Raw genomic sequence first — 26,172 nt, forward strand, 5'->3', positions numbered from 1 at the left:
TCACACCCCTCCTTGTCGGAGCTGTTCGAGCCGTTCCGAGAGGAAGCTCCATGTCCTCCAGAACTCGTTGAGGTATTCCTGCCCCTGCGCGTTGAGCGAGTACACCTTGCGCGGGGGGCCCTTCTCGGACGGGACCTTCTCCACGTCCACGAGCCCCCGTTGCTCCACCCGCACGAGAAGCGCGTAGATGGTGCCCTCCGCGATGTCCGAGAAGCCCTGCTCACGCAGCCACGTCGTGATCTCGTACCCGTACGCAGCCCTTCCGGCGAGAAGTGCGAGGACGATGCCCTCGAGGGTGCCCTTGAGCATCTCTGTCGCCTGCCTGCCCATGACTCTCCTCTCGCTACTCAGTGTTACTTGATACCGGTACAAAGTAACACTGACTACCAGTACATAGCAAGAGGGAGTAGCAGGATCTTCCGGCCAGCAGTGGTGATCATCCCGGCAGGCGCCTCCCCCGGCGCGGTCGGCCCGCGATGTACCCCACCCCATCCCGGGTGGAGCCCTGCAATCCGCGCTAGGCTCCGAGCATGAGCCTCCGAACGCCTCCCCCGTCGGCTGCGCACCACGGGCCCGTCGGGCTCGCGACCGCCCTCCTCGCCGTCGTCGCGGCATTCCAGGCCGCCCTCGCCGCCGGAGCGCCATGGGGCGCGGCCGCCTACGGCGGTCACACCCCGGGCACCTTGCCTGCCAGGTTCCGGGTGGCCAGCGCGGTCTCGTCCCTGGCCTATCTCGGGCTCGCCCTGGTCACGACGGACCGAGGACCCGGCACGACGACGAAGCGCCGGATCCTCACGGGCGCTGCGTGCCTGATGGGGGTCGGCACCCTGATGAATCTCGCCTCGCGGTCCGTGATCGAGCGGCTGCTCTGGACCCCTGTTGCGGGAGCCCTTACCGTCGCGCTCCTGCGCATCGCCCGGACCCCCCCCGCACGCGGACCGGCCATGACGTCGACCCACGTGGAAGCACCCGTGGACTCGCCTCGACCTCCAGGTGTACCTTTCAGCTGTGGAAGGCTTCGCGCATCCTTCGGACGCCGACCGCGAGTTCGATGAACTGCGTACGAGGGCGTACGGGCCGGACCCCGACATCGGGATCGACCCGCCGGCCCTCGCGAGGTTGCATGAACTCGAGGCTGCGCACCGCGCTGACCTCGAGCGTCGACGCGTCGCCACCACGACGGGAAACGTGACCGGCGCGGCTGGTGAGCCGACGGCTGCTCCCGCCTCCACTGCCTCAGCGGGACGACAGGTGGCTCGGCAGTCGAACGGTCCGGAAGGGGTCGCGTCGTCCCGGCCGGCAGGGAGGGACGACCTGCCGCGGTCGTTCGTGCAGCGCATGATGGCAACGCGGCGCAGTCGCCTCGCGTGGACGGCCGGCGCGCTGGTCGTGGCGGGCGGAGCCGTCGCGACAACACTCCTCGGACCAGCGCCGCGCCCCGATGCCACCCTGCTCCCCACCGGAGCCGCAGCCGGCGACCGGGTCCGCACGCTGGTGGCGATGGAGGGACCCATGTTCGCGATCGACACCACGACCCTCCGCGCGCACGGTTCCTTCCGCGGTCTCACGATCTGGTCCGGCGTGAACGCGTACGACTCGCCCTGTCTCGTGGCCATGCACGAAGCCAGTGGCAGCATGTCGGAAGCGCGCTGCGCTCCGTCTCCGGCAGACCTCGTCATGGACGTCTCGTCGTCCGGCGACGGGTTCGAAGGATTCGAAGGGCTTCCCGGCGTCGGAATCATCCGGTTCATTCTTCACGGCGACGCAGTGGATGCCTACGTCCACCTCATGCCGGAGGCCGGCTGATGGACGGATCCTCGCCCGTGTCGGATCCTGCGGCCGAACTGGACGCGCTGCGCAGGAGGGCCTATGGTCCGAATCCCGATATCCAGGCCGATCCCGCTGCACTGGCACGGCTGACGGAACTCGAAGCGGCACGCACCGCGAGCCGGTCCGGCAGGGACTGCACTCCGGCCCCCGCATCCGGCGCCACCACCGATGGTGCGCCGGTGGCCGACCCGCCCCCGGCCGCCCCCGAAGCCGAGGAGCCGGACGAAGCCGCCGGCAGGTCGCCCGGGGTGGAGCCCGCCGAATGCCCGCCACGGTCGCGATGGCAGCATCGCTGGCATCGAGCCACCGCCACACGGGCCCGCCGCAGTTGGTTCGTAGCCGGCACCCTGGCGGTCCTCTTCGCCCTCGCGTACACCGTGGGGTGGTTCCTCGGGCCCCGCCCCGATGCCGTCCTGCATCAAAGCGCCGGCGGAGGAGACGAGGTGGTGTTCTCGATGCTGGACTTTCTGGGAGCCGACGTCGACCGTTCGAGCATCCGCGGCTATGAACCGTATCGAGGAGTCGAACCGTGGTTCGCCGTGGACAGGCAAGGTCTGCAGTGCTTCATGATCATCGACCGCTCGGGTCCCATGGTCGACGGCGCCAACTGCGTCCCGCCCGGGGTCGGTCTCTTCGCGGACATCGGCACACTGCACCTGTCGCGGGAAGACCCCGGTGCAAGCCTCCCGGACGGAAGTATCATCCGGTTCCACCACCGCGGAGACTCGGTGGACGTCTTCGTCTATCCTGCGTCGAAGGCCGGCTGAGCCCCGACCCCGGAGAACACGACGACGGGCCCTGCCGGGAACACGAGGAGGCGTGCCGCAACCTTGTGTGTGCTCGATGAGTGCCGGGTTGAGGATGTCCGTGGCACCATCACCCTGCCCTGATGCCGGCACGCCCGGCGGGTTCCGGCGGGCCGGGTGGGCTCAGGAGTCTGCTCCTGCTGGTTGCCACAGCTGGATACTGTTCCCTTCGGGGTCCAGGAGCGAAGCGAACAGTCCGTTGGGGTAGGCCTCGTCGTCACGATCCACGGGGATTCCCGCTGCTTCGAGCTGCCGGACCATGGCGGCGAGGTCGGCAACGCGGAACGTGACAGCCCACGATTTCCCGGCCGGGATGTGCCCGGAGTCCGCCGACAGACCGGAGAAAACCGTCGCTCCCCCGTTCTGCCGCCATGACGAGATGTCATAGGACGCCGGCGGTGGATCGATGCCCAGATGCTCGGCGTACCAGCGGGACAGCGCCCCTGGATCCTCAGCGCGGAAGAAAAGGCCTCCGATGCCTTGCACCCGTTCCATGGAGTTACGCGACAGCGGGAACGCCAGGAGCGGACCAGCGATGGATCGGCGGGAGTTCCTCGAAGGCCGGCCTCGCGAACCAATACCCCTGGAACAGGCGGATGCCGGCCGCTTTCAGGACCAGGAACTCCGCCTCGGTCTCGATACCTTCCGCGAGGAGCGTGATGCCGAGAGCCTCGCTGATGCTCACGATGCCGGCGACGACGGCCCGGCGAGCCGGGCTGGTGTCGATTCCCCGGATGAGCTTCATATCGATCTTGACGAGGTCCGGCTGGAACTCGACGAGGAGCCCCAGACCCGCATGACCGGCACCGAAGTCATCGATGGCGGTGGTGAAGTCGTGCTTGCGATATTCGGTGATGATGTTCGTGAGATGGGCGGTGTCCGAGACTTCCTCGTTCTCCGTGAATTCGAACATGATGGCCGACGTCGGGAAATCGAACTGCCGGGCAGCCCGGAGCGTCGCTCGGAGGCATGCGGCCGGCTCGTAGACCGCGTTGGGCATGAAGTTGATCGACAGCTTCAGGTCCTCGCCGGCAGGAAAGAGGCGCGAGGCCAACTCGATGGCTTTGACGCGGCAGTCCTGGTCGAACCGGTACATCTGCTCCGGAGAGATCTTCGACAGGACCTCATGGGCGCCCTCGCCCGATAGTCCCCTGACCAGCGCTTCGTAGCCCCAGACGCGGTCGTCGATCGCGTCATAGATGGGCTGGAAGGCCATGCTGAAATCGAAGTCGAGCTTCGAAGATGTCGTGCACCCATCGCAGGCCATGCCTGATTCCCCCTCACCGATTACTTCCACCATAACCACATACGCCGTGGGCGCGCCGCAAGTTCTCATCCCGCGTGGGAGGGCCAGGAGCTGGCTGCAGAATCGGGTAGGAACAAGGGTTGACGCCTCGGCGCGGGCCCGGGACTCTGGCCCGTATGGAGCAGACCTTCATCGCGGAATTGTTCGAGTGGCGTGGCCCGGCCCCGTTCTACTGGGTCACGGTGCCCGAGGAAGTGTGCGAGTACGTTCGCATCGAGGCCGGCCGGGCGACCTACGGCTGGGGAGTGATTCCGGTATCGGTGCGCATCGGAGGAACCGGATGGGAGACCTCACTGCTCCCCCGCGACGGCGGCTACGTGCTGCCGGTGAAGAAGGTGGTCCGCCTCCAGGAGCGCATCAACGAAGGACGAGCGGTTGTGGTAGCGCTGCAGGTGGCGTCACGCGGCGGTCGAGCCGCCAACGGGACCGGCTCCACGATGTGACACTCCGTCGTCTGGAGGGTCGGTGATCAGCGCCCCGCGCTGCTGGGTACGAGGTCGCCCGCGAGGTCGACCTCGAACCAGGCGGCCCGGACATGACTCCTGCGATGTGCCGTGCCGGCACCCTCCCCTTCCATGTCTCCCAGGTCCGTACCGGGCCACTGCGGATGGGTGAAATACACGATGGCAGCGCGGTTCGCCTGGATGACCACGTCGGCATGCCGGGCCGCGACAGGGAGACCCTCGAAGGTCTCCGGTGCGGTGAGGATCAGCCCGTCATCGCGCTTCTGCCGTTCCCATCCGTCTGCACCATTCCTCGACCGGTGGACGGCCAGGCCCCGCCACTCGTCGGTGACCATCCAGTACCACCGGCCGAGCGCGAAGACCTTGGGACCCTCGTGCGGCCTGCCTCCGATCACCAGACCTTCGACACGCCAGGTGGACGCCAGGAGTGGGGTGGCTGTCACCGCGGCATAGGTGCGTGATCCCCGCGCCTCGTCCTTGTACCAGAGGCGGTACAGCCCATCACCGCACTGGGCCACGGCAGCGTCGATGACCCGTTCGGAATCGAGGTCGAGATAGCCCTGGAAGTCCCACACGTGGAGATCGGCGCTGATGTACTGGGCGATCCTCGCCGGACCGGTCCAATCCGTCCTCTTACCTCCGAGCACTGTCAGGAACATGACCCATCGGTCACCGATCCGGACGACGTCGGGCGCCCACCTGGTGACGGGCTGCGCCAAGCCCGGTGCGTCGAGTCCCTCGACGACGCCCTGGTACGTCCACGTCGACCCTCCGTCGTTCGACCGGGCGACACCGATCTCGGACTCGTGCACCCAGGCCACGCCGTCGAGCCCGATCTCCGCCGCACGGCGCTGCGTGTAGAACATGGACCAGCCCCCTGTCACTGGATCGGACACGAGGACCGGGTCGGCCGCACCGTCGTGAACAGGGTCGCGGTAGGGACTGGCAAGAAGCCGGCGCGAGAGGATGGGATGGATCATCGTGTCGCCGATCGGGAGCCGCGCCCTCTCGCCTAGGCGGGGACGACGTCGACGAGTGCGTGCTGCTTGCTTGCCTCGATGTCCTCGGGCCGCATGCCGTCCCGGACCAGGGTGGAGACCCCGTAGGTCGTCGGCGTGACGTCCGGAGCGAGCGTGATCGTGAAACTGAAGCTACCCGAGGCGTCGGCGATCATGGATTGCTCATCGATCTCCGTCATGTCGGTCTGGTAGATCCCCATGAACATGGAGATGTTCTGGCCGGGCTGGTAACCGGTCCCCGTGAGGACGAACGTCGAGCCCTGGGTGACGGTGATCCGGGGCGCGGCTTCCCAGGTGGTAGCAGTCCCGACGACGATCGGCGCGGGGGCTGGTGCTTCGACGACGGGCTCGGGGGCCGGTGGTTCGACCGGCGTCTCGATGACCGCGGGCGGTGTCTCTACTGGCGCGGCGTCCTCCTGCGTCGGCGCCGGCCCTGCCTCGCTCGATGCGGTGACAGACGCAACCGGAGACGGCGTCGGGGAGGCCGTGGCCGAGGCGGTCGAGGCGGGCTGGGCCGCGGGCTGGTCGGCGGGCGAGCCTGCGCAACCTGCGAGGAGTGCAGCGGCGGCCACGAGGGCGAGGACAGAGGGCGGCTTGACCATGGCGTGGCGCTCCTGATGCAGAGGTTGATTGGACGACGAGGGATCGCCTGGCAAGAACCTGCACTGCTTCATCCCCCACCTCGGACGTTATCGGCTGACCGAGGAGAGGAAATACCCGGAAGGCCGTCCTGGCGCGAACTGTGGCCAAGTCGAGACGTACCGTCGACTGCACCGTGACCTTACCGCCGGAGACTTGGAGCATGGCACTCCTGGGGATCGAAACAGCACGGCCGGCCCGATGGATCAAGAACCATCTCGGCGCCTTGCCGTCCATCCTCGCGCTGGTCGTCGTCGCCGCCTCCTGGGTGGTCGGTGCTGCCACCGCCCACGCCTACCTGACCGACGCCGACTCCCCCCTGGCGATGCTCGGCGGCCTCTACGTCGGTCTCGCAGCGGGGGCCGTTTCCATCATCGTCACCACTCTGGCGCTCAATGATCTTGTCAGCCGGTACTCGCGGCCGCGCAGGCGCCGGTGAGGGGCCCGGGACCCTACAGGGCTCCGCGACGGAACGCACGGTACGACCGTGTGAAGTGTTGTGCCTGGTCTGTGAGCTGCAGGACGAGTTCGTCCGCGAAACCCCGAGATACACCCGAGCAACGAATGGTCGTCAGAGCTTTGGCGGTGCTGTGCTGCAGTGCGCACGCACCAGCCATGGCCGCGCTGGCGTGAAGGCTGAGCAAGGCCGTCGTCGTTTCCTCACCCTCCCCGCATTCCAGGGCATCACCGATCCTGGATATCCGGCGGGTCAGCATCGCGTCGAAGTCCGCAAGGAATTGAAGTGCTTCGGGGTAGGACCTGAGGTCCTGGGCAAAGGTTGCAAAGACGGCTTCATCGAGTGCAGGCAGCATGCTCTTCCATCATTGTCGGAAACCGGTGTCAGCGATCGATCGGCGAACAGCCGTCGGGCCGGCGGGGTGAAGAAGAGCGTCCCCAGTGGCCCGGGGCGGTCTTCGGCTGATCGCCATACTGTGCAGGGCAGCACGCGCGCGTGCCGCGCCGGCAGGGCTAGACGTAGGGGCGTGAGGCCAGGCGCTTCCGGATGAGCGCAGTGCGGACCGCTCCGCGGCGCGACGGACCGGTTCTGCCCGCGAGGGGGATCCTTCTGCCGGCGCCCCGGTGGTCGAGTTCGTCGCGGAGCTCCGCGTACCGGCAAGCGACTCCCTCGACGGGTTCGTCGGTGTCGAGGTCCTCGTAGAGGCGATCGATCATCCGGTGCAGCGCCCTTGTGGGAAGGTTCGCCATGTCGCCCGTGAGAATGCCCATTCTGGCCGTGGGTGATGTGAGCATGAGCCCGCACTCCAGTTTTCTTGCTGAGAAGAAGAGGCCTGCTTCTGGACCACATCCACAGACTACTGATTACCCCTCGAGGTCACAAACGCCTGGTCGCCGGGGTGGATCGTACGGATCCGTTCAGGTCGCCCGGGCTGTCAGGGCTTCCCTGCCGTGACGTCGGCGGCTGCCTGTCCAGGGAAGTACCGCCAGAGGCCCTCCGTGATGACGTCCACCGCATCATCGGTCACGCTGATGGCCGTCTGGTCGTCGATGGCGTAGGACGGGTGAGGTATACCGGCGGCCCATCTCTCTGCTGCAGCCAGCGAGTTACCGGGTGCACCGTCGGGCGCGAGGTGCGGGCAGATCGAGAAGTGGACCATTCCCAGTGCGCTGTCATCGCCCGTCGGCGAGTTCCAGCCGACGAACTCCCGACCGATCTGCGGAGTCATCACCATGCTGCCCGCGCTCATCCCGACCCACACGGTGCGTGCCAGCGACGGGAACATGTCGGCCAGTCCCGACTGCCGTATCCAATGGTCGAGGTAGAGGGCGTCACCGCCTGCCGCCAGCAACACGTCGGTCTCGCGCACGAGCGGCTTCCACCGCTCCTCATCGATGCTCGGCAGCGCGGTCAGCTCCAGCACCCCGACGGATTTCCATCCCAGGTCCACCATGGGGTTCTCGGATCTGCCACTGATGAATCTCCACGCCTCGATGCCGGGGCCGAGCCAGGGGTGACCGTACTGGGCGGTGGGGATGCACAGCGCGGTGGACGCGGTGATCGGCTTCCCGAGAAGCGCTTCGAGAGCGCCGAGGATCGTCGGATTGGTGACCCCGGCCGAGGTGAGAAGAAGCTTCACGGTGTGATCCTAACGGCTGCGGCTCATCCTGCCTGTCGCGCGAAAGCGGACGGAGAGAAGTCCGTCACTGGTGTGCCTCCTTCGCTCGGGAGCCTTCACGGCTGATCATCGCAGGCGGACCGGTCGACGATCGGTACGGTCCACTAGGAGTTCTCGTCGTCGAGCGCACGGATGTGGGCCGCGTTGCCGCTGATGGCTTCCTTGTACCGCTCGATGTCGGGAGCGTGAACGAAGGTCACCACCAGATCGAGCAACGAGGCGACAGATTCATCCGATCGGCCCGCCGCATGGAGGGTGATGGCCTCGAAGGCCCCTAGCGCCGGGGAGCCGGGAAACACAGCGCGAGCTGCCCTGAAGACCTCCAGCGATGCCTCGTACTCGCCGAGGTTCCTGAGCGTCGACCCGTACTGGACATAGCACCGGCGCAGTAGATCACCTTCGAGGCCTGCAGCAAGAGCCTTCTCGTAGAACCCTCGCGCGATGTCTTCCTGTCCCGCCGTGTCGTAGGCCCCGCCGATCTCGTAGAGCACCCGCGCGTTCTCCGGATGGGCAGCGTAGTAGGGCAGCAGGGCATCGATGGTCGGCTGCATGGTGCCGCGGTCTCGACGCTCGAAGATCAGGTCGAGCTCATCACCCAGGGTCATGTCGCCATTCTCGCTCATGACGCACCGAGGCCCGTTCCGTGGATCCGGGGACAGGGTCGGCCTTCCGGCCCGGCGCATCCACCCCGGCACCTGGACGCCCGGCACCTGGCTCGATGCCACCCGGGCTCCCACCGCCGTCCGGTCCTGGCTACGATCTGGGAATGACGAGCTTCCTGGACCAGCCCGAGTGGCACAACACCCCGGTGCCGTCGGAGCGGATCACGAGGGCATCGGCGCAGGAGTGGCTCGATGCGTACGTGACGGCCTGGAAGACGTACGACGAGCAGGCGATCGCGGATCTTTGGTCCGAAGCTGCCGTGTGGCACTACCCCTTCCAGCTGCGGGCGTCCGGACGTCGGGAGATCGTCGCAGAGTGGATGAGCGAGCGCGAGGCATTCATCGGCGAGTCCTTCGACGCCCGGTACCATCCGGTCGCCATCGAGGGTGACCGGGTCGTAGCCCATGGCCGGACGGTGTTCTACGAGCCGGAGAGTGATCGCGTCGTCACGGCGTACGACAACATCTGGTTCCTGCGGTTCGACAGCTCTGGACGGTGCTCCGAGTTCCACGAGTGGTACGCCGGCCGTCCCGAGGATGAGCCGGATCGAGCGGTCCCCGAGCGAGCCGGGTGATCTCGGTGACCGCGTCGCCGGCGACCAGGCCGGTGTTCCGGTCGACCGTGCTGATCGTCGAGGAGAACACCACTTTCGGCATCTCACGCCAGCGGCGGGCGTACTCGATGTGCGCCGGTGTGGCATCGGGCTGCTGGTCGGCGGTCGGTGAGGAAGGCCCCGAGTACCGCGTTGTCCCCGGACGCCGGGTGGACGGACACTGTCGGGGCTGACGGGAGCCGGTCGACGCACTGATCCGGGAACGGCCCGCCACGAGGCAGTTCGGCGCTCCTGGCTGTGATTGGGTGGACGGGTGGATGACTACGTAGGTTCAGGCTTCTTCTGGTTCACCGTCGCCCTCATCAACGCCGGTCTCGCCGAGCAGAAGAATCGCTCCCGGTGGGCGTGGTTCCTCATCTCACTGCTGGTGGGACCGATCGCGACGGCGCTGATCGTCGTCTGGCCGGCACCGGTTGCTCCGTCCATGACCCGCAGCGGCGGACGGAAGGATCCCGAGGAGCAGGAACCGGTCCCATGATCCTTCCGGCTGTTCGCGATGTTCGCCTCGTGTCCGTCCGGCGCAGAGGAACCCTCACCGAGATCGATCACCAGCTCCTGGCACTGTGGGCGGCTACCTGCGCTGAGCATGTCCTGGCCCTGTTCGAGGAATCGAACCGCGGGGACAGCCGGCCTCGGGACGCGATCGAAGCTGCACGGGCCTGGGCGCGTGGTGAAGCACCCATGATGCTGACGCGCGCGATCGGAGGGCATGCGATGGGCGCGGCGCGTCCCCTGCGTGGCACGGCACGCTTCGCGGCGTATTCAGCCGGCCAGGCGGCGTGCGTCGCCCACGTCCCCGAGCATGATCTCGGTGCCGCCGCCTACGCCATCAAGGCCGTGGGAGCTGCAGCGCCCCGAGGCCAGGAACGGGAAGCAGCGCGGGCCGAGCGCGACTGGCAGCGCCGGCAGATCCCCGAGCACCTCCGTGCCCTTGTCCTCGAGGACCAGGTCCGCCGCACCAGCATCTGCTGGTCCGTCTTCGACGACTGAGGCGTCCTGCGCGAGGAGCGCACGCGACGGCCCGCACGGTGCCCTCCTGATCAGAGCTGGTCCTCCAGGTGGAAGACCTCATCGAGTCGGAGGAATCCCTCGTCGGGACGCCCCTCGAGCGCCACGAAGAACGGGCCCATCTCCTGCTGCCACCGCGCATTGACCTCGGTGTCGGCCATCGCCGCCTGGGAAGCCGCGAAGTCCTCGCACTCCACGTACCCGATCAGGAGCCCGTCCGGGCGCAGGAACAGGGAGTAGTTGTTCCATCCGGTGTCCTTGAGCGCCCGCGCCATGTCGGGCCAGATCGCCGCGTGGCGCTGCCGGTACTCGGGGATGCGCTCGGGCCGGACCTGCAACTGGAAGCACACGCGTTCCATCGATATCTGTTCCTTTGGTGGTGGATGTGGTTCAGAGAGAGACGTGGCGGTGTTCGACGCCGAGGAGGGACGCCGCGGCCTTCACGTCGGCGGCCCGGTGGCCCACGCACAAAGCCCAGTGGTGGCCGATGCCGGTCTGGCTCCACTCGTCGACCCAGAGCCCGGGGTCTCCCCCGAAGTCCACGCGCGACGTCGTGTTGCCGATGGCCAGCAGCGGGCCGGGCACCACGGTACCTTCCGAGGTGATGAAGACGTACGAGCCGTCGGGATCCTGTCCGATGCCGAAGGTCGTGACCGGCCCGTGCCGCACGTCGAACTCCACCGAGACGCCCCACCCGCGCTTGCCGTGGTAGACCCCGAGCCCGCGCAGCAGTGGCTCGGCGGCGCTGACGGCGAGATGGGCCGGCCCGTCGTGGCCCATCTCCACCACGTTGTCGGAGAAGTTCAGCGCCTGGATCTCGGTGAAGGACCCACCGGCCCCCATGGCCTGCGCCGCGAGCATGGCGATCGACGTCCTCAGCTCGTACTCGCCCGCCATCGGGACACCGCGGGCGGTGAGGATGGAGGCGCCGAGGATCATCCCCGCGCCGAGGCGCTCGTGCTGCTCGCCGGCGAGGCCGCGGTGGTAGTACGCCAGGGAGTCGAGGTCGAACTCGGTGACGAGTCGGTCGAGGCCCACGGAGACCTTCGCGCCCCAGGCGAAGTCCTCGTCGAGGACGGACCCGTCCACGGTGAACAGGCTCCGGGCCAGGGCTACGCGCTCGCGCACCTGCTCATCGGTCACCTCGCCGACGAACTCGCGGAGGTCGTCGAACTCGACGACCTCGACGTGCGAGCCGAACGTCGTCGACACCGTGGTGAGGTCGGTGGAGACGTCGAGCATCCCCGGGTAGACATGGCCCATGAGCCCGTGGCGGGCGTGCCGCAGCCGGCCACGGACCCCGGCCGCGTGGACCCACTGGTCGATGCGCTGCCACGCCGATTCCTGCTTCAGGTGTCCGGAGACGGAGCGGAAGGGGATGCCGGCCCGCCGGAAGACGTTGGCGACCTCGGGCACGGGGCACTGGCCGCAGTAGGCGAGCCACTTCCCGGTGTCGAAGTTCGCATGGTCCATGGCCTCGGTGGGCTGCAGGTCGATCACGAGGACCGGCGTCCCCGACCGTTGGGCGATCGGAAGCACCATCGAGGATGTCAGGTACGTGGTCAGGAAGATGACGATCAGATCGCAGTCCGCGCGTCGCAGCTGCTCCGCGGCGAGCGCCGCCTCGCGTGCATCGGAGACGAAGCCGACGTCGGTCACCTCGGCGTCGAGCTCGCCGAACCGGGCGGTGACGTAGCGCGCCGACTCCTGCAGCTGCGGCAGCAGGTCGGGGAACTGCGGCCAGTACGCGCCGAGGCCACCCGAGACGAGACCGAGGCGGGTCGGACGACGACGGACCGGCTCGAGCAGCCCCGAGAGGGCCAGTGGGGCGGTGGGCCCGACCGCGGGATCGGTGGTCATGGTGCTCCTGGGACGACGGGTGGGGACGAGTGGGACAACTGGAAGGTCGGCGGGTGCGACGACGGGACGTGGAGAGGACGGGAATGGGCGGGGCGCCCGCGAAGGCACCCCGCCCGACGGACGACTAGAAGTCGTAGTCGTCGATGTTTTCCGCGTTGAACTGCGTGGGCGGTCCGACGAGGACCACTCCGCCCTCGCCGATCTCACGCTCGCCGAGCTCGCCGGCCTCGAAGGTGTCACCGGCCTTCCCGGTGATGTCGCCGTCGGCCAGCGCCTTGCCCGCGAAGGCCGCCACGTAGCCGAGCTGTGCCGGATCCCAGAGGGCGAACTCGGTGACGGTCCCGTCCTTGACGAACGGGCGCATCTCGTTCGGCAGGCCGAGGCCGGTGAGCGCGACCTTGCCCTTGTACTCCGAGGTGGAGAGGTACCGGGCGGTCGCCGCGATGCCGACCGTGGTGGGCGAGATGATGCCCTTCAGGTCCGGGTACGCCTGCAGGAGGCCCTGCGCCTCCTGGAAGGACTTGGTGTCATCGTCGTCGCCGTAGACCTTGGCGACCAGTTCGATGTTCGCGTAGTCGGGGTTGGACGCCAGCTCCTCCTCCATGAACTTGATCCACTCGTTCTGGTTGGTGGCATTGGCCGTGGCCGACAGGATGGCGATCTCGCCTTCCCCGCCGATCTGCTCGGAGATCAGTTCGAGCTGGATCAGGGCCACGTCCTTCGCGTCGACCTGGCTGACGAAGAGGTCCCGGTAGTCGGGATTGGTGTCGGAGTCGAACGCGACGATCTTCGAACCCGCGGTGCGGGCTTCCTCGAGGGCCGGTCCGACGGCATCGGGATCGTTCGCGGCGATCACGATCACGTTGGTGCCGCGCTGGGTCTCGGCGTTGATGAAGGACACCTGGCTCGACGCACTGGCGTCCAGCGGACCGACCACCTCTGAGGAGGCGAACCCAGCCTCCGTCGCGCCGTCCTCGCCGCCGCCCAGGACCACGTCGGTGTAGGGGTTGTTGAGCTGCTTGGGGATGAACGTGATCGTCTGCTCGCCGTCCGACCCGCTGCCACCCTCGCTGCCGCCGCCCTCGGAGGCAGCGCCGCCGCCGCAGGCGCTGAGGACCAGCGCGGCGCTCGTTGCCAGGGCCGCGAGAGCCGCCCGGCGTCCGGTGGATCCGGAATGGATGAACCTCATTGTTTCTTCCTTTCGATGGGCGCTGGGAACCAGACGCCGGGTGCAACCCCAGGGGGACGGCCTAGGGAAGTGGAGCAGTGCGGACACGCCTGGCATGGCGGGCCCCCTTGATGGCGGACGCGATGTTCGGCGCCACCACCGAGATGATGAGCAAGGAGCCCGTCACGATGATGAGGACCACCTCGGAGACGCGGTCCAGCTTCAGGGCGTAGTTGATGGTGCCGATCAGCAGCACACCGGCGAGCACACCCGGGATGGAGCCCTTGCCGCCGAAGATCGACACGCCGCCGAGCAGTACCGCCGCGATGACGGCGAGTTCGAGGCCGCTCGCGTTGTCGCTGCGGGCGCTGGAGTACCGCAGGGTCCAGTAGATGCCCGCGAGCGCCGACACGGTGCCGGTGGCCAGGTACAGCAGGAACTTGGAGCGCGCGACGTCGATCCCGACGAACGTCGCCGCTTCCTTGCTGTAGCCGAGGGCGAAGAGCCCGCGGCCGAAGGGCGTGAAGTGCAGGACGACGGCGAAGGCGATGATGAGCAGGACGACGCCGACCATGACGGTGGGGATGCCCGTCCCGCCGATCTTCGAGGTGAAGAAGGCGGTGAGGCCGGGAGGGAAGTTCGCCACGGCGTTGTCGCCGATCACCACGAGCGCCAGGCCCCGGAACAGGGCGAGCGTGCCGATGGTGACGGCGAGGGACGGTAGGCCGAGATACGCGATGAGCACCCCGTTGAAGGCGCCCGCGACGAGGCCGGCCAGCACGCAGATCACCAGGACGAGCGCGATCGGCATGCCGCCCTGCCAGAGGACTCCCATGAGGGCGCTGGTGAGGCCGGCGATGCTCGCGACCGAGAGGTCGATCTCCCCCGAGATGATGACGAGCGTCATCGGCAGGGCGATGAGCAGGGTCGGGATGACATCGAGGAGCAGGAAGCCCACGGTGACCGGTGAGGCGAACCGCGGGATCACGAGGCTCGCGTAGATCACGACGACGAGCAGCACGTAGATCATGACGGCGTCCCGTCCGAGCAGGATCCGGGCGGCACCGGTGCGCCCCTTGGGGACCGCCAGCACCGTGGAGGTGTCGGCTGCGGCCCGCCCCGGCTTCTGGCGCTTCTCCGCCCGCGGCCTGGTGCTTCCGGGTGTTGCGGCCATGCGCCTGCCTTTCGTTGGAGAGCCGGTCTCCGGCTCGTGCGCTTCGGGCTGGACGGCGGTCGGTGCACCTGAGGGATCAGACATTGCGGGCCTCCGCGATCCGGAGCTTGCGCGCCGACCGCACGCCGGCGATCCGGTCGATGACGACGGCGGCGAGGATCAGGACGCCCACGATGGCCTGCTGCCAGAACTTGTCCACGCGCAGCGCGGTCAGGGCGCTCGTGATGGTGGTCAGCAGCAGGGCGCCGATGGCGGCCCCCACGACGGTGCCGCTGCCACCGAAGATCGCGACACCGCCCACCACCGCGGCGGCGACGACGTCGAGCTCGAGGCCCGACCCCGTCGTCGCACCCACCGAGTTGAAGCGGCTCGCGTACAGCACGCCGGCCAGGCCCGCGAGCAGGCCGTTGACGACGAAGGCGAGCAGCACCCGGCGCGTCACGGGGATGCCGAAGAGCCGTGCGGCGTCGGGCTCGGACCCGATGGCGTAGAGGTCGCGGCCCGGCCTGGTGCCGAGCATGTAGACGGCCACGATCGCGACGACGACCACCGCGATCAGGGTGATCACGGGGAACCCGAGGACCGTGTCCACCGAGAGGTTGCCGAAGGCCTCGGGACGGTCGCCCGCGAAGTACTGTGTACCGCCGGCCCAGGCGTTGTTGATTCCGCGGAAGATGTAGAGCGTCCCGAGCGTGATGACGAGTGCCGGGACCTTCGCGATGGTGATCAGCAGGCCGTTGAGCGCACCGAGCACCGCGCCGAAGAGCATGCCGAGGACGAACACCGCGATGATCGGCAGGTCCGGTGCTGCAACGAAGATGCTCCCCGTCCCGAACGCCACGAGCCCGAGGATGGACCCGACGGACAGGTCGATGTTCCGGGTGATGATCACGAGTGTCTGTCCGACGGCGAGGATCATCAGGATGGTGGCGTTCAGGAGCAGGTCCTTGATGCCCTGCTCGCTGAGGAAGAGCGGATTGATGGCCGCGGTCACTGCGACGAGCACCACGAGGGCGAGGATCACCGGGAGCTCGCGGAGCCGGAGGAAGGATGCGAACGCCGAGGGTTGCCCGTGCCCCGGGGTGGAGTGCGCGGGAGCCGCGCCTACCGCGCCGTCGACGCTCATCGTGAGGCCTCCAGGGATGCGGTGGCGGCGTGCATGACGGTCTCGGCGGTGGCTTCGGCGCGGTCGAGGCGGCCGGTGATCCGGCCTTCCCGCATCACCAGGACGCGGTCGGCCATGCCGAGCACCTCGGGGAGTTCCGACGAGATCATGAGGATCGCGATCCCCCGGCCCGCGAGCTCGGAGATGAGGCGGTGCACCTCGCTCTTGGTCCCGACGTCGATCCCCCGCGTGGGCTCGTCGATGATGAGGAGCTTGGGATCCGTGGCGAGCCACTTGGCGAGCACGACCTTCTGCTGGTTGCCGCCGGACAGGGTGGAGACGGCGTGCTCGGGCGAGCCGGCCTTGACCTGGAGCCGTTTGCCCCAGGTCTGGGCGGCCTCGCGCTCAGCCCGGCCACTGATGATGCCGAACCTGGCGAGCGAGTGGCGGAGCGTGAGGGCCGCATTCCGCTCGACGGACAGCTCCATGACCAGGCCCTGCTTCCTGCGGTCCTCGGGGACGAAGCCGATCCCGGCGTCGATCGCGGCCCGGGGGTCCTTGCGGCGCAGCGGGCGACCGGACATCTCGACGGTGCCCGACTCGTACCGGTCGATGCCGAACACGGCCCGTGCCACCTCCGTGCGCCCCGCCCCCACCAGCCCGGACAGGGCGACGATCTCGCCGGCCCGCACCTCGAAGTCGATGTCGTGGAAGACACCGGGCCGTGTCAGCCCGCTCACGCGCAGGACGACGTCGCCGGTCTCGGTCTCGGTCTTGGGGAACAGCGCGTCGATGTCGCGGCCGACCATCTCGCGGACGATCGCCTGGACCGACGTCGCCTCCGTCGCGTGGGTGGCGATGTAGGTGCCGTCCCGCATGACGGTGATGCGGTCGCACAGCCCGAAGACCTCCTCGAAGCGGTGCGAGATGAAGAGGATGCCGCTGCCTGCATCGCGCAGGCGGCGGGCGACGGCGAAGAGGCGGTCCACCTCGACCCCGCTCAGTGCGGCGGTCGGCTCGTCCATGACCAGGATGCGCGCATCGAGGGAGATGGCCTTCGCGATCTCGATGATCTGCTGGTCCGCGATCGAGAGTCCCTCCGCCACGCGGTCCGGATCGATCGGGACGCCGAGCTGGTCGAAGAGGTCCTTCGCGCGGCGGCGCATCTCCGTGCGGCTGATGAGGCCCAGGCGCCCCTTCGGCTGACGGCCGATGAAGATGTTCTCGGCGACGGTGAGGTCGGGGAAGAGCGTGGGCTCCTGGTAGATGACGGAGATGCCGGCCGCCTTGCTGTCCGCGACGTTGCGGAAACTCACGGGCTGTCCCCCGACGAGGAACTCCCCGGCATCGGGCTGGTGGACGCCGGCGAGGATCTTCACGAGCGTCGACTTCCCGGCGCCGTTCTCACCCACCAGTGCGTGGATCTCGCCGGCGGCGAGATCGATGGTCCCGTCCGCCAGGGCGACGACCGGACCGAACGTCTTCAGTGCCCCTCGGAGCGTCAGCACGGGCGTGCGTGCCGGTGCGGCGGGGTCAGGGGTGTCCCCGCCGTGGCCATCAGAATGCGTCACTGCAATCTCCTCGGGAAAAATGAATCGTTTCAGAGCAACGGTTCATACCGAATAGTAGGCGTGCCCCAGATCACCGTCAACAGCCCGGATCGAACGGCGATCTCATCCTGCGGCCGGTGCCGGCGATCCTGCGGCCGGAGCGAGCGCGGTGGTGCTCCCGCGTTCCACGAGCTCGGGGTCGAAGATCACCTGCCGCCGCCGCGAGGCCGGCCGCTCGATCTCCTCGAGCAGGAGCTCCACGGCCGTGCGCCCCATGAGTTCCGTGGGCTTGCGGACGCTCGTGAGGGGGACGACGGCGGAGGCGGAGAAGTCGATGTCGTCGTACCCGATGAGCGCCAGGTCCTCGGGGATCCGGAGGCCGCGGATCAGCAGGACCGCCTGCATGACGCCGATGGCGAGGAGATCGTTGGCGCAGAAGATCCCGTCGGGCAGCTCCCCCGCCCGGCGCTGCGCGATCGCCTCCCCGACGTCGCGGCCCGCGAGGACCGTCATGGCATCCGCCTCGACGACCTCCAGCACCGCCCCGTCGTGCTCCTCCACGGCCTGGCGTGCCCCCGTCAACCGGTCGGCCACCTGGCGGTAGTCCGCCCTGGTACCCACGAAGACGATCCGCCGCCGCCCTGCCGCCAGCAGGTGCCGCACCGCCATGTACCCGCCGGCGACGTCGTCCACCGACACCGAACTGCAGCGGCGCTGCGGATCGACGCGGTCCACGAGCACCACGGGCATGCCGCGCTTGCGCAGCGCCTCGACGCGGGGACCCACGTCGCCGACCGGGGAGATGAGCATCCCCTGCACGCGCTGCTGCTCGAAGACGTCGATGTACCTCGCCTCACGTCCGGCGTCCTGGCCGCTGTCCCCCAGCACCACCGTGCTGCCGTTCTCGGCGGCGCAGTCCTCGGCGGCACGCGCCAGGGACGAGAAGAAGGGGTTGCCGACGTCGAGCACGATCAGGCCGATGGTGCGGCTCTGGCCCGCCCTCAACTGCCGGGCGGCGTCGTTGCGCACGAACCCGAGGTCGTCGATCGCCCCCTGGACGCGCTCGCGCGTGGCAGCGGAGACTCGTGCGGGGTGGTTCAGCACGTTGGAGACCGTGCCGATCGCCACACCCGCCCGGTCGGCAACGTCCTTGATGCTGACTGGTCGGCTGTCCATGGAATCCTCGAAGCTCGGGTCCGGTCCGGACTGCGGTGCCGGCAGGACTGTTGACACTCGGTCTAGGGCAAGGATAACTTTGAAACGTGCTAATGAAACGATTCAAAGGCACGGCAATTCTGGTTACCTCTCCCGACCCGTCCGGGGTGGAGGAATATCCCGAAGAAATCGCCGCCCGAGGTGTGATGGAGCACCCGGTCGCCATCACGCTGGAGAGAGTACATGACTGTCATCGACGACATTTCGGCGGAGCTGGAGCAGCTCGCCATCGAGGTGCCCTCCTGGGCCTACGGCAACTCCGGAACCCGGTTCAAGGTGTTCGCCACCCCGGGCACGCCGCGTACGGTGCAGGAGAAGATCGCGGACGCGGGCATGGTCAACAAGCTGACGGGCCTGGCCCCGAGCGTGGCCCTGCACATCCCGTGGGACACGGTGGATGACTACGGGATCCTCGCCGAGCACGCTGCGGAGCACGGCGTGAAGCTGGGAACCATCAACAGCAACACGTTCCAGGACGACGACTACAAGTTCGGCAGCCTCACGCACAGCGACGCGACGGTACGGAACAAGGCGATCGACCACATGTACGAGTGCATCGAGGTCATGGACGTCACCGGTTCCCGAGACCTGAAGATCTGGCTCGCGGACGGCTCCAACTACCCCGGCCAGGCCGACATGCGCTCCCGCCAGGACTGGCTGCAGGACTCGCTGCGGAAGGTCTACGACCGCCTCGGCGAGGACCAGCGCCTGGTGCTGGAGTACAAGTTCTTCGAGCCGGCGTTCTACCACACGGACGTCCCCGACTGGGGCACCTCCTACGCACACTGCCTGCAGCTCGGCGAGAAGGCCCTCGTCTGCCTCGACACCGGCCACCACGCTCCCGGGACCAACATCGAATTCATCGTCGCCCAGTTGATCCGCCTCGGGAAGCTCGGGTCCTTCGACTTCAACTCGCGCTTCTACGCGGACGACGACCTGATCGTGGGAGCCGCGGATCCGTTCCAGCTGTTCCGCATCATGGCCGAGGTGGTCCGCGGTGGCGGCCTCTCGCCCGAGAGCGGGATCGCCCTCATGCTCGACCAGTGCCACAACCTGGAGGAGAAGATCCCCGGCCAGATCCGCTCCGTGCTCAACGTGCAGGAGATGACGGCGCGGGCCCTGCTCGTCGACCGTGCCGCGCTGACCGCCGCGCAGGAATCCGGCGACGTGCTGGCCGCCAACGCGATCCTGATGGACGCCTTCTACACCGACGTCCGCCCGGGCCTGGCCTCCTGGCGTGAATCGAACGGCCTCCCGGCCGACCCGATGGACGCCTACCGCGCCAGCGGCTACCAGGACCGGATCAACAGCGAGCGACAGGGCGGCCAGCAGGCCGGATGGGGAGCATGACAGTGACGACGACGACAGGGCCCGCGACCGGCGCCACCACGAACCCGACGGTCAATCAGACCGTGCAGGACCTCATCGAGCGCTCCAACCGCCTGGGCTCGGACAAGCGCACCACGAACTACGCCGGCGGCAACACCTCCGCGAAGGGACTGGGCTTCGACCCCGCCACCGGCGAGGACGTGGAACTGCTCTGGGTCAAGGGGTCCGGCGGCGACCTGGGCACCCTGAAGGAATCCGGTCTCGCCGTCCTGCGCCTGGACCGCATGCGGGCGCTGCGCAGCGTCTACCCCGGCGTGGAGCGTGAGGACGAGATGGTCGCGGCCTTCGACTTCACGCTGCACGGCAAGGGCGGTGCCGCACCGTCGATCGACACCGCGATGCACGGCCTCGTCGACGCCGCGCACGTGGACCATCTGCACCCGGACTCGGGCATCGCCATCGCCACCGCGGCCGACGGCGAGGCACTGACCACCACGATCTTCGGGCCGAAGGTCGTCTGGGTGCCCTGGCGCCGGCCCGGTTTCCAGCTCGGACTCGACATCGCCGCCATCAAGGACGCCAACCCCGAGGCCATCGGCACGATCCTCGGTGGGCACGGCATCACGGCCTGGGGCGAGACCTCGGCCGAGGCGGAGGCGAACTCGCTCTGGATCATCGAGACCGCCGAGCGCTACATCGCCGAGCACGGCGAGGCCGAGCCCTTCGGGCCCGCCCTCGAGGGCTACGCCCCGCTGCCGGCCGAGGAGCGCCGGGCCAAGGCCGCCGCCCTCGCTCCGACCATCCGCGGACTCGCCTCCACCGACAGGGCTCAGGTGGGACACTTCACCGACGACCCCCGTGTGCTGGAATTCCTCGCCTCCAGCGGGCACCCGCGCCTCGGCGCACTCGGCACGAGCTGCCCGGACCACTTCCTGCGCACCAAGGTCAAGCCGCTCGTGCTCGACCTCCCGGCCGGCGCCGACGTGGAGAGCTGCCTGCTGCGCCTGCGCGAACTGCACACCGAGTACCGGGCGGACTACGCCGCGTACTACGACCGGCACGCGACACCGGAATCCCCCGCGATGCGCGGCGCGGACCCCGCGATCGTGCTGGTGCCCGGCGTGGGCATGTTCTCGTTCGGCGCCAACAAGCAGACCGCCCGCGTCGCCGGGGAGTTCTACCTCAACGCCATCAACGTGATGCGCGGCGCCGAAGCCATCTCCGCCTACTCCCCCATCGAGGAGAGCGAGAAGTTCCGCATCGAGTACTGGGCCCTCGAGGAGGCCAAGCTCGCGCGGATGCCCAGGCCCAAGTCCCACGCGGGACGCATCGCCCTGGTGACGGGAGCGGCGTCGGGCATCGGCAAGGCCATCGCCACGCGCCTGGCCGCCGAGGGCGCGTGCGTTGTCATCGCGGACCTGAACATCGACAGCGCGGGCGCGGTGGCCGAGGAACTCGGCGGCCCCGACGTCGCCATCGGCGTCCAGGCCGACGTCACCGACCCCGCCCAGGTGCTCCAGGCCGTGCAGGCCGCCGTGCTGGCCTTCGGCGGACTGGACCTCGTGGTCAACAACGCCGGGCTGTCCATCTCCAAGCCGCTGCTCGAGACCACCGAGAAGGACTGGGACCTGCAGCACAACGTCATGGCGAAGGGCTCCTTCCTCATGTCGCAGGCCGCCGCGAAGGTGCTGATCGAGCAGGACATGGGCGGGGACATCATCTACATCTCCTCCAAGAACTCCGTGTTCGCCGGCCCCAACAACATCGCCTACAGCGCCACGAAGGCGGACCAGGCGCACCAGGTTCGCCTCCTCGCCGCCGAACTCGGCGAATACGGCGTCCGCGTCAACGGCATCAACCCCGACGGCGTGGTCCGCGGCTCCGGGATCTTCGCCGGCGGCTGGGGTGCCAAGCGCGCCGCGGTCTACGGCGTCGAGGAGGACAAGCTGGGCGAGTACTACGCCCAGCGCACCCTGCTCAAGCGCGAGGTGCTGCCGGAGAACGTCGCCAACGCGGTCGCCGTCCTGACCTCGGCCGAACTCTCGCACACCACGGGCCTGCACATCCCCGTGGACGCGGGCGTCGCCGCCGCGTTCCTGCGCTGACATGGCCGGGAGTCGGAGCGGGACCTCGGCGCAGGCGTTCGCCGCCGTCGACATCGGGGCGTCCTCCGGGCGCGTGATCCTCGGCACCATGACGGACGCGGGACCCGAACTCGTCACGGTGCACCGCTTCCCCAACGGGGTGCAGTTCCTCGGGGGCGCGCTGCGCTGGGACGTCGAGGCACTGTTCGCCGAGGTCCTGACCGGCCTCACTGCCGCGGCGGCTGCCGCGGCAGCGGCCGGGACCACGGTGACCAGCATCGGGATCGACACCTGGGCCGTGGACTACGGGCTCGTGGACGGCACCGGAGCGCTCCGGCACCTGCCGTTCAGCTACCGCGACGGACGCACCGAGGCGACCATCGGCGTCGTGCACGCGGCGCTGCCGCCGGAGCGGCTCTACGCCCGCACAGGACTGCAGTTCCTGCCGTTCAACACCCTCTACCAGCTGGCTGCGGAGCGGTCCCTGTCCGGGGTCCAGGCCCTGCTGATCCCGGACCTGCTGGCCTACCGGCTCACCGGCGAGCGCCGCACCGAGGCCACGAACGCCTCCACCACCGGCCTGCTCGACGCCGCGACGGGCACGTGGGCCCAGGACCTCCTCGAAGCGCTCGGACTGCCGGCCGACCTCTTCCCGCCGCTCGTGGAGCCCGGGAGCGTGGTCGGGCACCTGCTGCCCGCGATCGCTGCGGGAACAGGGCTGCCGGAGACCACCGCCGTCGTCGCCGTCGGGTCCCACGACACCGCGTCGGCGGTGGCCGCGGTGCCGGCCGGGTCGACCCGTTTCGCCTACATCTCCTCCGGGACCTGGTCGCTCGTCGGCGTCGAGCTCGACACGCCCATCCTCGGTGACGGGAGCCGCGCGGCGAACTTCACCAACGAGCGTGGTGTGGACGGCACCATCCGGTACCTGCGCAACACCGGCGGCCTCTGGCTCCTGCAGGAGTGCCTGCGCGAGTGGGGCGTCGAGGGGCCGGAGCCGGACCTCCTCGGACTGCTCGCCGCCGCAGGGGAGCTGCCCGCGGGGGGGCCCGTGATCGACGCCGACAGCAACGACTTCCTCGCGCCGGACCGGATGCCGGCGCGCATCCGGCGGGCCGCGGAGGCCGCCGGCCATGCTGCGCCGTCGTCCCGGGCGGCCGTGGTGCGGTGCATCCTGGACAGTCTCGCGGAGGCCTACGCCCGCACGCTCCGGGACGCCGTCCGGCTGTCCGGACATGCCATCGACGTCATCCACGTGGTGGGTGGTGGGTCGCAGAACGCCCTGCTGTGCCAACTGACTGCGGACCGGACCGGGCTGCCGGTCCTCGCAGGTCCCGTGGAGGCGACGGCGCTCGGCAATGTCCTCGTCCAGGCGCGGGCAGCCGGTCTGGTCGCTGCCGGCCCGGGACTCACCGGGATCAGGGAGGCGGCGCGCGCCGCGGCCCACACGGTGCGCTACGAGCCCGCGGACCTCGCGGCGCTGTCCCCGGCGGGGTAGCCGGACGGCGGCGGGAACCTCACATCCGGCCGAAGACGGAACGGATGATGGCGAACACGCCGTAGCAGACGAGTCCGATCGCGATCACCGTCAGGACGTGGACACCGAACGGATGGTACTGGAGCGCCTTCAGGCTGCCATCCAGTCCGGTCGATTCCTGCGGATCGCGGGTCAGCCCCGCAATGACGAAGAGCCCTCCGACGAGGAGCAGAGCGAGTCCCTTGGCCACGTGCCCCACGACGCCGAGGAGGTCGATCAGCCGTCCGCGGGTGGTGTCCTCGAAAGTGCGCAGCTCCGGCCGGAAGCCGCGTCGGATCCCCTTGACGACGAAGTGCGCGCCGATGCCCAGGACGACCGCTGCGGCCACGAACACGAGCACCACACCGGGCCCCGAGGACAGGAGGGACCGCGTGAAGTCGACCGTCGACTCGGAGGAGTCCGGGCCGTCGCCGAGTCCGAACCGCGCGAAGGTCCCCGCCATGGATCCGTAGATGACCACGAGGGCACCCGACGAGATGTGCTTCCCGATCCGCTCGCCCGTCGGCAGGTGCCGCGCGCGCAGGGTGGCCTCGCTGAGCTGCCACAGCGCGAGGCCGGCGCAACCGACCGCGCAGATCCACATGATCGGCGTACCGAGTGGTCCCTCGGCGACCTCCTCGAGCGCGCCGGTCGGCTCGGCCTCGCCGTTGCCGCCGAAGGCGAGGCGCAGTGCGATGACGCCGATCAGGATGTGCACCACGGCGAGTGCCGCGAAGCCGAGTCGTGCCGCGACGTCGAGCGCACGCGTGTCGGACACCTGCTCGACCGCGTCGGCCGCCCGGGCGGTGCGTCCCCGCCCCTCGGCGCGACGGTCCGTCGTCACAGCTCCGTCCTTCCGTGCTCGCGCTGCCATGCCGCCCTGCGGGAGGACAGCCGTGATGGTTGCTCCAAGCATAGGAGAACGGACCGGGCGGGCGATCGGCGGTACCCGGCGCGCCTCGGCCGTGACCCGGCGGGATGTACGGGCGCGGCGCCCTTGAGGCGGGGCCCCCGAGGCGGCACACTGGACAAGCCAGTCCCACCCGGCACGACAGCGCGCACGATGGTCTCTCAACAACTCCTCGGTCAGTCGACAGCGCTGCCTCGACGACTTGGAGCAAGCATGTTGAACGACGACGTCGTGACAGAGGGCGGCTCGCTGCGCCTCGCGCAGGAGCGTGACCTGATCACCGTCCTCGAGGAGGTCGAGATCAGCATCGACCTCGCCGGCGCGATCGCGGAAGCCACCCAGGTCAAGGCCGTCGCGGAGTCGCTGGGGAGGTCCGACGTCGCCTTCTGGGCCGAAGTCACGGCACTCGACGCGCTGGCCCGCTCGAAGGGTTCTCCCGACGCGATGAGCCGGGGCAAGATCATCCTCGACTGGGCGACGCTGCAGGGCGATGCCCGCCTGGCCAGCCGGTGCCATGCGCTCCTCGCGATGATGAACCTGATCGCCGGCTACTCGGGTGCGGGGGCCGAACACGCCACCATCGCGGTCACTCTCCTCGACGGCACCGAGCAGCCGCGCCTGCTGGCGAAGATGCTGACCCGCCAGGCCCTCGGACTCCTCGCCGCGGGACTGCTGGAGCAGGGTTTCGACGTCTCCCGGCGGGCCCTCGCCCTGGCCGAACAGCTGGACGACCAGGAGCTGCTCTCCCGGCTCGCCTCCAATGCCTTCCATTCGGCGCTCGACGAGCTCATGCCGGACGAGGCCCGCTTCTGGCTGCAGCGGCTCGAGGGAGTCATCGCCGCATCGCCGGACCTGGAGGCGGAACTGAGCGACGTCCTCGCGCGCGGGCACCTCGCCGCCGGCCGCCCGGTGGAGGCCCTCGCCGTCCTGGAGCGGTCCGGTGACATCGGTCCGGCCGATGCCCAGCCCGAGACCCGGGCAGGCCGGATGCTCCTGCTCGCGCAGGCCCACCACGGACTGGGGAACCTTCCCGCAGCGATCGACGCGCTGGACGAGGCCGACCGGATCACCGTGCACCATGCACTCGAGGAGGTCGCGTCCATGGTCCTCGAGGAGCGCGCCTCCGTTGCCGCGTCCAGCGGGGACCACCAGCTCGCCTACGAACTCCACCGCAGGTTCCACCAGGCCGCACGGACCCGCTGGATCGAGACGCGGCGCTCGCAGGTGGACCACCTCTTCGCGGAGCAGAACGTCATCGCGGCGCTGGAGCGGGCCGAGCAGGCAGAGGCCGCGGTCGCCATCGACCCGCTCACCAAGGTACGGAACCGGCGGTGGGTCGAGGACTCCCTGCCCGACGTCGTCCGTGCCTGGCAGACCGGCGGCCCCTGGACGGGGTCCCTGGCCATCCTGGACCTGGACCACTTCAAGCAGGTCAACGACCGTTTCGGGCACCACGCGGGCGACGACGTCCTGGTCGCCGTCGCGGGGTGTCTGCAGGAGTGCCGGGGCGTCCGTGATGTCGCGCGCATCGGCGGCGAGGAGTTCCTGCTGGTCCTGCAGCAGCACGCCGACCAGGAGCAGGTGGCCCGGGACGTCCTGTCCGCCGTCCGCGCCCTGCGCTGGCCGCACGTCGATCCCGAACTGCGCCTCACGGCGAGCATCGGCTTCGCGGGGTGCGAGCAGGGGCCGGTGGCAGCCCTCCTGCGCGAGGCGGACCGCCACCTCTACCGTGCCAAGCGGGCCGGCCGGAACCGCGCCGAGGGCCCCTGGTAGTCGCT

General features: G+C 69.0%; 29 protein-coding genes and 1 pseudogene. 12 read left to right on the forward strand and 18 right to left on the reverse strand.

Features of this window, described 5'->3' with window-relative positions:
* A complete protein-coding gene (locus ACX80L_RS03925) occupies window positions 1–330 on the reverse strand; it encodes a PadR family transcriptional regulator (RefSeq protein ID WP_208739312.1) in 330 nt (109 codons plus the stop codon).
* 200 nt (window positions 331–530) lie between these two features.
* Here ACX80L_RS03925 and ACX80L_RS03930 point away from each other — a divergent pair, with 200 nt between their 5' ends.
* From ACX80L_RS03930 to ACX80L_RS03940, 3 genes are read left to right on the forward strand one after another with little or no spacing between them, the layout of a single operon-like run.
* Window positions 531–1,055: a hypothetical protein gene (locus ACX80L_RS03930; protein WP_459287787.1), complete on the forward strand. Its 525-nt coding sequence runs from the start codon at window positions 531–533 to the stop codon at window positions 1,053–1,055.
* A complete protein-coding gene (locus ACX80L_RS03935; protein WP_459287789.1) occupies window positions 1,009–1,806 on the forward strand; it encodes a hypothetical protein in 798 nt (265 codons plus the stop codon). The genes ACX80L_RS03930 and ACX80L_RS03935 overlap by 47 nt, the downstream gene beginning before the upstream one ends.
* Window positions 1,806–2,597 carry a hypothetical protein gene (locus tag ACX80L_RS03940; protein ID WP_459287791.1) on the forward strand — a complete coding sequence of 264 codons (792 nt, stop codon included), beginning with the start codon at window positions 1,806–1,808 and terminating at the stop codon, window positions 2,595–2,597. The genes ACX80L_RS03935 and ACX80L_RS03940 overlap by 1 nt, the downstream gene beginning before the upstream one ends.
* Before the next feature lie 162 nt (window positions 2,598–2,759).
* Here ACX80L_RS03940 and ACX80L_RS03945 read toward each other — a convergent pair whose 3' ends face one another.
* Both ACX80L_RS03945 and ACX80L_RS03950 read right to left on the reverse strand, forming a co-directional pair.
* Window positions 2,760–3,131, reverse strand: a complete 372-nt coding sequence (locus tag ACX80L_RS03945) for a VOC family protein (RefSeq protein ID WP_459287793.1) — start codon at window positions 3,129–3,131, stop codon at window positions 2,760–2,762.
* 4 nt (window positions 3,132–3,135) lie between these two features.
* Entirely contained in the window at window positions 3,136–3,852 is a 717-nt protein-coding gene (locus ACX80L_RS03950; protein WP_459287795.1) for an EAL domain-containing protein, read from the reverse strand.
* A gap of 206 nt (window positions 3,853–4,058) precedes the next feature.
* Between ACX80L_RS03950 and ACX80L_RS03955 the strand changes: the two genes are divergently transcribed.
* Complete coding sequence (locus ACX80L_RS03955) at window positions 4,059–4,385, forward strand: DUF1905 domain-containing protein (RefSeq protein ID WP_459287797.1); 327 nt, start codon at window positions 4,059–4,061, stop codon at window positions 4,383–4,385.
* Window positions 4,386–4,411: 26 nt separating this feature from the next.
* Here ACX80L_RS03955 and ACX80L_RS03960 read toward each other — a convergent pair whose 3' ends face one another.
* On the reverse strand, window positions 4,412–5,386 hold the full coding sequence (locus ACX80L_RS03960; protein ID WP_459287799.1) for a glycoside hydrolase family protein: 975 nt from the start codon (window positions 5,384–5,386) through the stop codon (window positions 4,412–4,414).
* A gap of 32 nt (window positions 5,387–5,418) precedes the next feature.
* A complete protein-coding gene (locus ACX80L_RS03965; protein WP_208740005.1) occupies window positions 5,419–6,027 on the reverse strand; it encodes a hypothetical protein in 609 nt (202 codons plus the stop codon).
* Between the two features lie 200 nt (window positions 6,028–6,227).
* Here ACX80L_RS03965 and ACX80L_RS03970 point away from each other — a divergent pair, with 200 nt between their 5' ends.
* Complete coding sequence (locus tag ACX80L_RS03970; protein ID WP_208740006.1) at window positions 6,228–6,503, forward strand: hypothetical protein; 276 nt, start codon at window positions 6,228–6,230, stop codon at window positions 6,501–6,503.
* A 13-nt stretch (window positions 6,504–6,516) separates the two neighbouring features.
* Here the strand turns inward: ACX80L_RS03970 and ACX80L_RS03975 are convergent, their stop codons facing one another.
* The 4 genes from ACX80L_RS03975 to ACX80L_RS03990 form a co-directional block, all read right to left on the reverse strand.
* Window positions 6,517–6,876: a hypothetical protein gene (locus ACX80L_RS03975; RefSeq protein ID WP_208740007.1), complete on the reverse strand. Its 360-nt coding sequence runs from the start codon at window positions 6,874–6,876 to the stop codon at window positions 6,517–6,519.
* Window positions 6,877–7,033: 157 nt separating this feature from the next.
* The gene (locus tag ACX80L_RS03980) at window positions 7,034–7,291 is read right to left on the reverse strand and encodes a hypothetical protein (protein WP_208740008.1); all 258 of its coding nucleotides are present in this window, start codon (window positions 7,289–7,291) and stop codon (window positions 7,034–7,036) included.
* A gap of 164 nt (window positions 7,292–7,455) precedes the next feature.
* Complete coding sequence (locus ACX80L_RS03985) at window positions 7,456–8,160, reverse strand: Type 1 glutamine amidotransferase-like domain-containing protein (protein ID WP_459269038.1); 705 nt, start codon at window positions 8,158–8,160, stop codon at window positions 7,456–7,458.
* Between the two features lie 143 nt (window positions 8,161–8,303).
* Window positions 8,304–8,804 (reverse strand): tetratricopeptide repeat protein, encoded by a 501-nt coding sequence (locus ACX80L_RS03990; protein WP_459269037.1) that lies wholly within the window; start codon window positions 8,802–8,804, stop codon window positions 8,304–8,306.
* Between the two features lie 161 nt (window positions 8,805–8,965).
* Between ACX80L_RS03990 and ACX80L_RS03995 the strand changes: the two genes are divergently transcribed.
* Entirely contained in the window at window positions 8,966–9,436 is a 471-nt protein-coding gene (locus ACX80L_RS03995; RefSeq protein WP_208740011.1) for a nuclear transport factor 2 family protein, read from the forward strand.
* Here ACX80L_RS03995 and ACX80L_RS04000 read toward each other — a convergent pair.
* Window positions 9,405–9,584, reverse strand: a pseudogene (locus tag ACX80L_RS04000) (dihydrofolate reductase family protein); the annotation flags it as partial. The gene ACX80L_RS03995 and the pseudogene ACX80L_RS04000 sit on opposite strands and share 32 nt — an antisense overlap.
* Window positions 9,585–9,728: 144 nt before the next feature.
* Between ACX80L_RS04000 and ACX80L_RS04005 the strand changes: the two are divergent.
* Window positions 9,729–9,953: a hypothetical protein gene (locus ACX80L_RS04005; protein WP_459269036.1), complete on the forward strand. Its 225-nt coding sequence runs from the start codon at window positions 9,729–9,731 to the stop codon at window positions 9,951–9,953.
* Window positions 9,950–10,465: a putative immunity protein gene (locus tag ACX80L_RS04010; RefSeq protein WP_459287803.1), complete on the forward strand. Its 516-nt coding sequence runs from the start codon at window positions 9,950–9,952 to the stop codon at window positions 10,463–10,465. The genes ACX80L_RS04005 and ACX80L_RS04010 overlap by 4 nt, the downstream gene beginning before the upstream one ends.
* A gap of 50 nt (window positions 10,466–10,515) precedes the next feature.
* Here ACX80L_RS04010 and ACX80L_RS04015 read toward each other — a convergent pair whose 3' ends face one another.
* From ACX80L_RS04015 to ACX80L_RS04045, 7 genes are all read right to left on the reverse strand, one after another.
* The gene (locus tag ACX80L_RS04015) at window positions 10,516–10,842 is read right to left on the reverse strand and encodes an L-rhamnose mutarotase (protein ID WP_208739808.1); all 327 of its coding nucleotides are present in this window, start codon (window positions 10,840–10,842) and stop codon (window positions 10,516–10,518) included.
* 31 nt (window positions 10,843–10,873) lie between these two features.
* Complete coding sequence (locus ACX80L_RS04020) at window positions 10,874–12,343, reverse strand: arabinose isomerase (protein WP_459287805.1); 1,470 nt, start codon at window positions 12,341–12,343, stop codon at window positions 10,874–10,876.
* A gap of 124 nt (window positions 12,344–12,467) precedes the next feature.
* Complete coding sequence (rhaS, locus tag ACX80L_RS04025) at window positions 12,468–13,532, reverse strand: rhamnose ABC transporter substrate-binding protein (RefSeq protein ID WP_459287807.1); 1,065 nt, start codon at window positions 13,530–13,532, stop codon at window positions 12,468–12,470.
* Between the two features lie 61 nt (window positions 13,533–13,593).
* Window positions 13,594–14,685 carry an ABC transporter permease gene (locus ACX80L_RS04030; protein WP_208739812.1) on the reverse strand — a complete coding sequence of 364 codons (1,092 nt, stop codon included), beginning with the start codon at window positions 14,683–14,685 and terminating at the stop codon, window positions 13,594–13,596.
* Between the two features lie 76 nt (window positions 14,686–14,761).
* Complete coding sequence (locus tag ACX80L_RS04035) at window positions 14,762–15,811, reverse strand: ABC transporter permease (RefSeq protein ID WP_459287810.1); 1,050 nt, start codon at window positions 15,809–15,811, stop codon at window positions 14,762–14,764.
* A complete protein-coding gene (locus tag ACX80L_RS04040; protein WP_459287812.1) occupies window positions 15,808–17,361 on the reverse strand; it encodes a sugar ABC transporter ATP-binding protein in 1,554 nt (517 codons plus the stop codon). The genes ACX80L_RS04035 and ACX80L_RS04040 overlap by 4 nt, the downstream gene beginning before the upstream one ends.
* 102 nt (window positions 17,362–17,463) lie before the next feature.
* On the reverse strand, window positions 17,464–18,516 hold the full coding sequence (locus ACX80L_RS04045; RefSeq protein ID WP_133081515.1) for a substrate-binding domain-containing protein: 1,053 nt from the start codon (window positions 18,514–18,516) through the stop codon (window positions 17,464–17,466).
* 222 nt (window positions 18,517–18,738) lie between these two features.
* Between ACX80L_RS04045 and rhaI the strand changes: the two genes are divergently transcribed.
* From rhaI to ACX80L_RS04060, 3 genes are read left to right on the forward strand one after another with little or no spacing between them, the layout of a single operon-like run.
* On the forward strand, window positions 18,739–19,905 hold the full coding sequence (gene rhaI / locus ACX80L_RS04050; RefSeq protein WP_208739169.1) for an L-rhamnose isomerase: 1,167 nt from the start codon (window positions 18,739–18,741) through the stop codon (window positions 19,903–19,905).
* Window positions 19,902–21,989: a bifunctional aldolase/short-chain dehydrogenase gene (locus ACX80L_RS04055; protein WP_459287814.1), complete on the forward strand. Its 2,088-nt coding sequence runs from the start codon at window positions 19,902–19,904 to the stop codon at window positions 21,987–21,989. Before rhaI ends, ACX80L_RS04055 begins: the two co-directional genes overlap by 4 nt.
* 1 nt (window position 21,990) lies before the next feature.
* Entirely contained in the window at window positions 21,991–23,466 is a 1,476-nt protein-coding gene (locus ACX80L_RS04060) for a rhamnulokinase (RefSeq protein WP_459287815.1), read from the forward strand.
* Between the two features lie 19 nt (window positions 23,467–23,485).
* Here the strand turns inward: ACX80L_RS04060 and ACX80L_RS04065 are convergent, their stop codons facing one another.
* On the reverse strand, window positions 23,486–24,328 hold the full coding sequence (locus tag ACX80L_RS04065; protein ID WP_459287822.1) for a DUF1206 domain-containing protein: 843 nt from the start codon (window positions 24,326–24,328) through the stop codon (window positions 23,486–23,488).
* Between the two features lie 279 nt (window positions 24,329–24,607).
* On the opposite strand from ACX80L_RS04065, the gene ACX80L_RS04070 reads away from it, so the two are divergent.
* Window positions 24,608–26,167, forward strand: a complete 1,560-nt coding sequence (locus ACX80L_RS04070; RefSeq protein WP_459287824.1) for a GGDEF domain-containing protein — start codon at window positions 24,608–24,610, stop codon at window positions 26,165–26,167.
* The last annotated feature ends 5 nt before the right edge of the window (window positions 26,168–26,172 follow it).

Source organism: Arthrobacter sp. MDT1-48-3 (assembly GCF_054511015.1).

Bases quoted from the DNA above. Each gene is read 5' to 3' on its own strand.
- rhaI (WP_208739169.1), top strand. From the start codon at position 18,739: ATGACTGTCATCGACGACATTTCGGCGGAGCTGGAGCAGCTCGCCATC.
- ACX80L_RS03965 (WP_208740005.1), bottom strand. From the start codon at position 6,027: ATGGTCAAGCCGCCCTCTGTCCTCGCCCTCGTGGCCGCCGCTGCACTC.
- ACX80L_RS04015 (WP_208739808.1), bottom strand. From the start codon at position 10,842: ATGGAACGCGTGTGCTTCCAGTTGCAGGTCCGGCCCGAGCGCATCCCC.
- ACX80L_RS03970 (WP_208740006.1), top strand. From the start codon at position 6,228: ATGGCACTCCTGGGGATCGAAACAGCACGGCCGGCCCGATGGATCAAG.
- ACX80L_RS04045 (WP_133081515.1), bottom strand. From the start codon at position 18,516: ATGGACAGCCGACCAGTCAGCATCAAGGACGTTGCCGACCGGGCGGGT.
- ACX80L_RS03960 (WP_459287799.1), bottom strand. From the start codon at position 5,386: ATGATCCATCCCATCCTCTCGCGCCGGCTTCTTGCCAGTCCCTACCGC.
- ACX80L_RS03975 (WP_208740007.1), bottom strand. From the start codon at position 6,876: ATGCTGCCTGCACTCGATGAAGCCGTCTTTGCAACCTTTGCCCAGGAC.
- ACX80L_RS03930 (WP_459287787.1), top strand. From the start codon at position 531: ATGAGCCTCCGAACGCCTCCCCCGTCGGCTGCGCACCACGGGCCCGTC.
- ACX80L_RS04060 (WP_459287815.1), top strand. From the start codon at position 21,991: ATGGCCGGGAGTCGGAGCGGGACCTCGGCGCAGGCGTTCGCCGCCGTC.
- ACX80L_RS04020 (WP_459287805.1), bottom strand. From the start codon at position 12,343: ATGACCACCGATCCCGCGGTCGGGCCCACCGCCCCACTGGCCCTCTCG.
- ACX80L_RS03995 (WP_208740011.1), top strand. From the start codon at position 8,966: ATGACGAGCTTCCTGGACCAGCCCGAGTGGCACAACACCCCGGTGCCG.
- ACX80L_RS03925 (WP_208739312.1), bottom strand. From the start codon at position 330: ATGGGCAGGCAGGCGACAGAGATGCTCAAGGGCACCCTCGAGGGCATC.
- ACX80L_RS04030 (WP_208739812.1), bottom strand. From the start codon at position 14,685: ATGGCCGCAACACCCGGAAGCACCAGGCCGCGGGCGGAGAAGCGCCAG.
- ACX80L_RS03990 (WP_459269037.1), bottom strand. From the start codon at position 8,804: ATGACCCTGGGTGATGAGCTCGACCTGATCTTCGAGCGTCGAGACCGC.
- rhaS (WP_459287807.1), bottom strand. From the start codon at position 13,532: ATGAGGTTCATCCATTCCGGATCCACCGGACGCCGGGCGGCTCTCGCG.
- ACX80L_RS04010 (WP_459287803.1), top strand. From the start codon at position 9,950: ATGATCCTTCCGGCTGTTCGCGATGTTCGCCTCGTGTCCGTCCGGCGC.
- ACX80L_RS04035 (WP_459287810.1), bottom strand. From the start codon at position 15,811: ATGAGCGTCGACGGCGCGGTAGGCGCGGCTCCCGCGCACTCCACCCCG.
- ACX80L_RS03955 (WP_459287797.1), top strand. From the start codon at position 4,059: ATGGAGCAGACCTTCATCGCGGAATTGTTCGAGTGGCGTGGCCCGGCC.
- ACX80L_RS03950 (WP_459287795.1), bottom strand. From the start codon at position 3,852: ATGGCCTTCCAGCCCATCTATGACGCGATCGACGACCGCGTCTGGGGC.
- ACX80L_RS03980 (WP_208740008.1), bottom strand. From the start codon at position 7,291: ATGGGCATTCTCACGGGCGACATGGCGAACCTTCCCACAAGGGCGCTG.
- ACX80L_RS03945 (WP_459287793.1), bottom strand. From the start codon at position 3,131: ATGGAACGGGTGCAAGGCATCGGAGGCCTTTTCTTCCGCGCTGAGGAT.
- ACX80L_RS04070 (WP_459287824.1), top strand. From the start codon at position 24,608: ATGTTGAACGACGACGTCGTGACAGAGGGCGGCTCGCTGCGCCTCGCG.
- ACX80L_RS03940 (WP_459287791.1), top strand. From the start codon at position 1,806: ATGGACGGATCCTCGCCCGTGTCGGATCCTGCGGCCGAACTGGACGCG.
- ACX80L_RS04055 (WP_459287814.1), top strand. From the start codon at position 19,902: ATGACAGTGACGACGACGACAGGGCCCGCGACCGGCGCCACCACGAAC.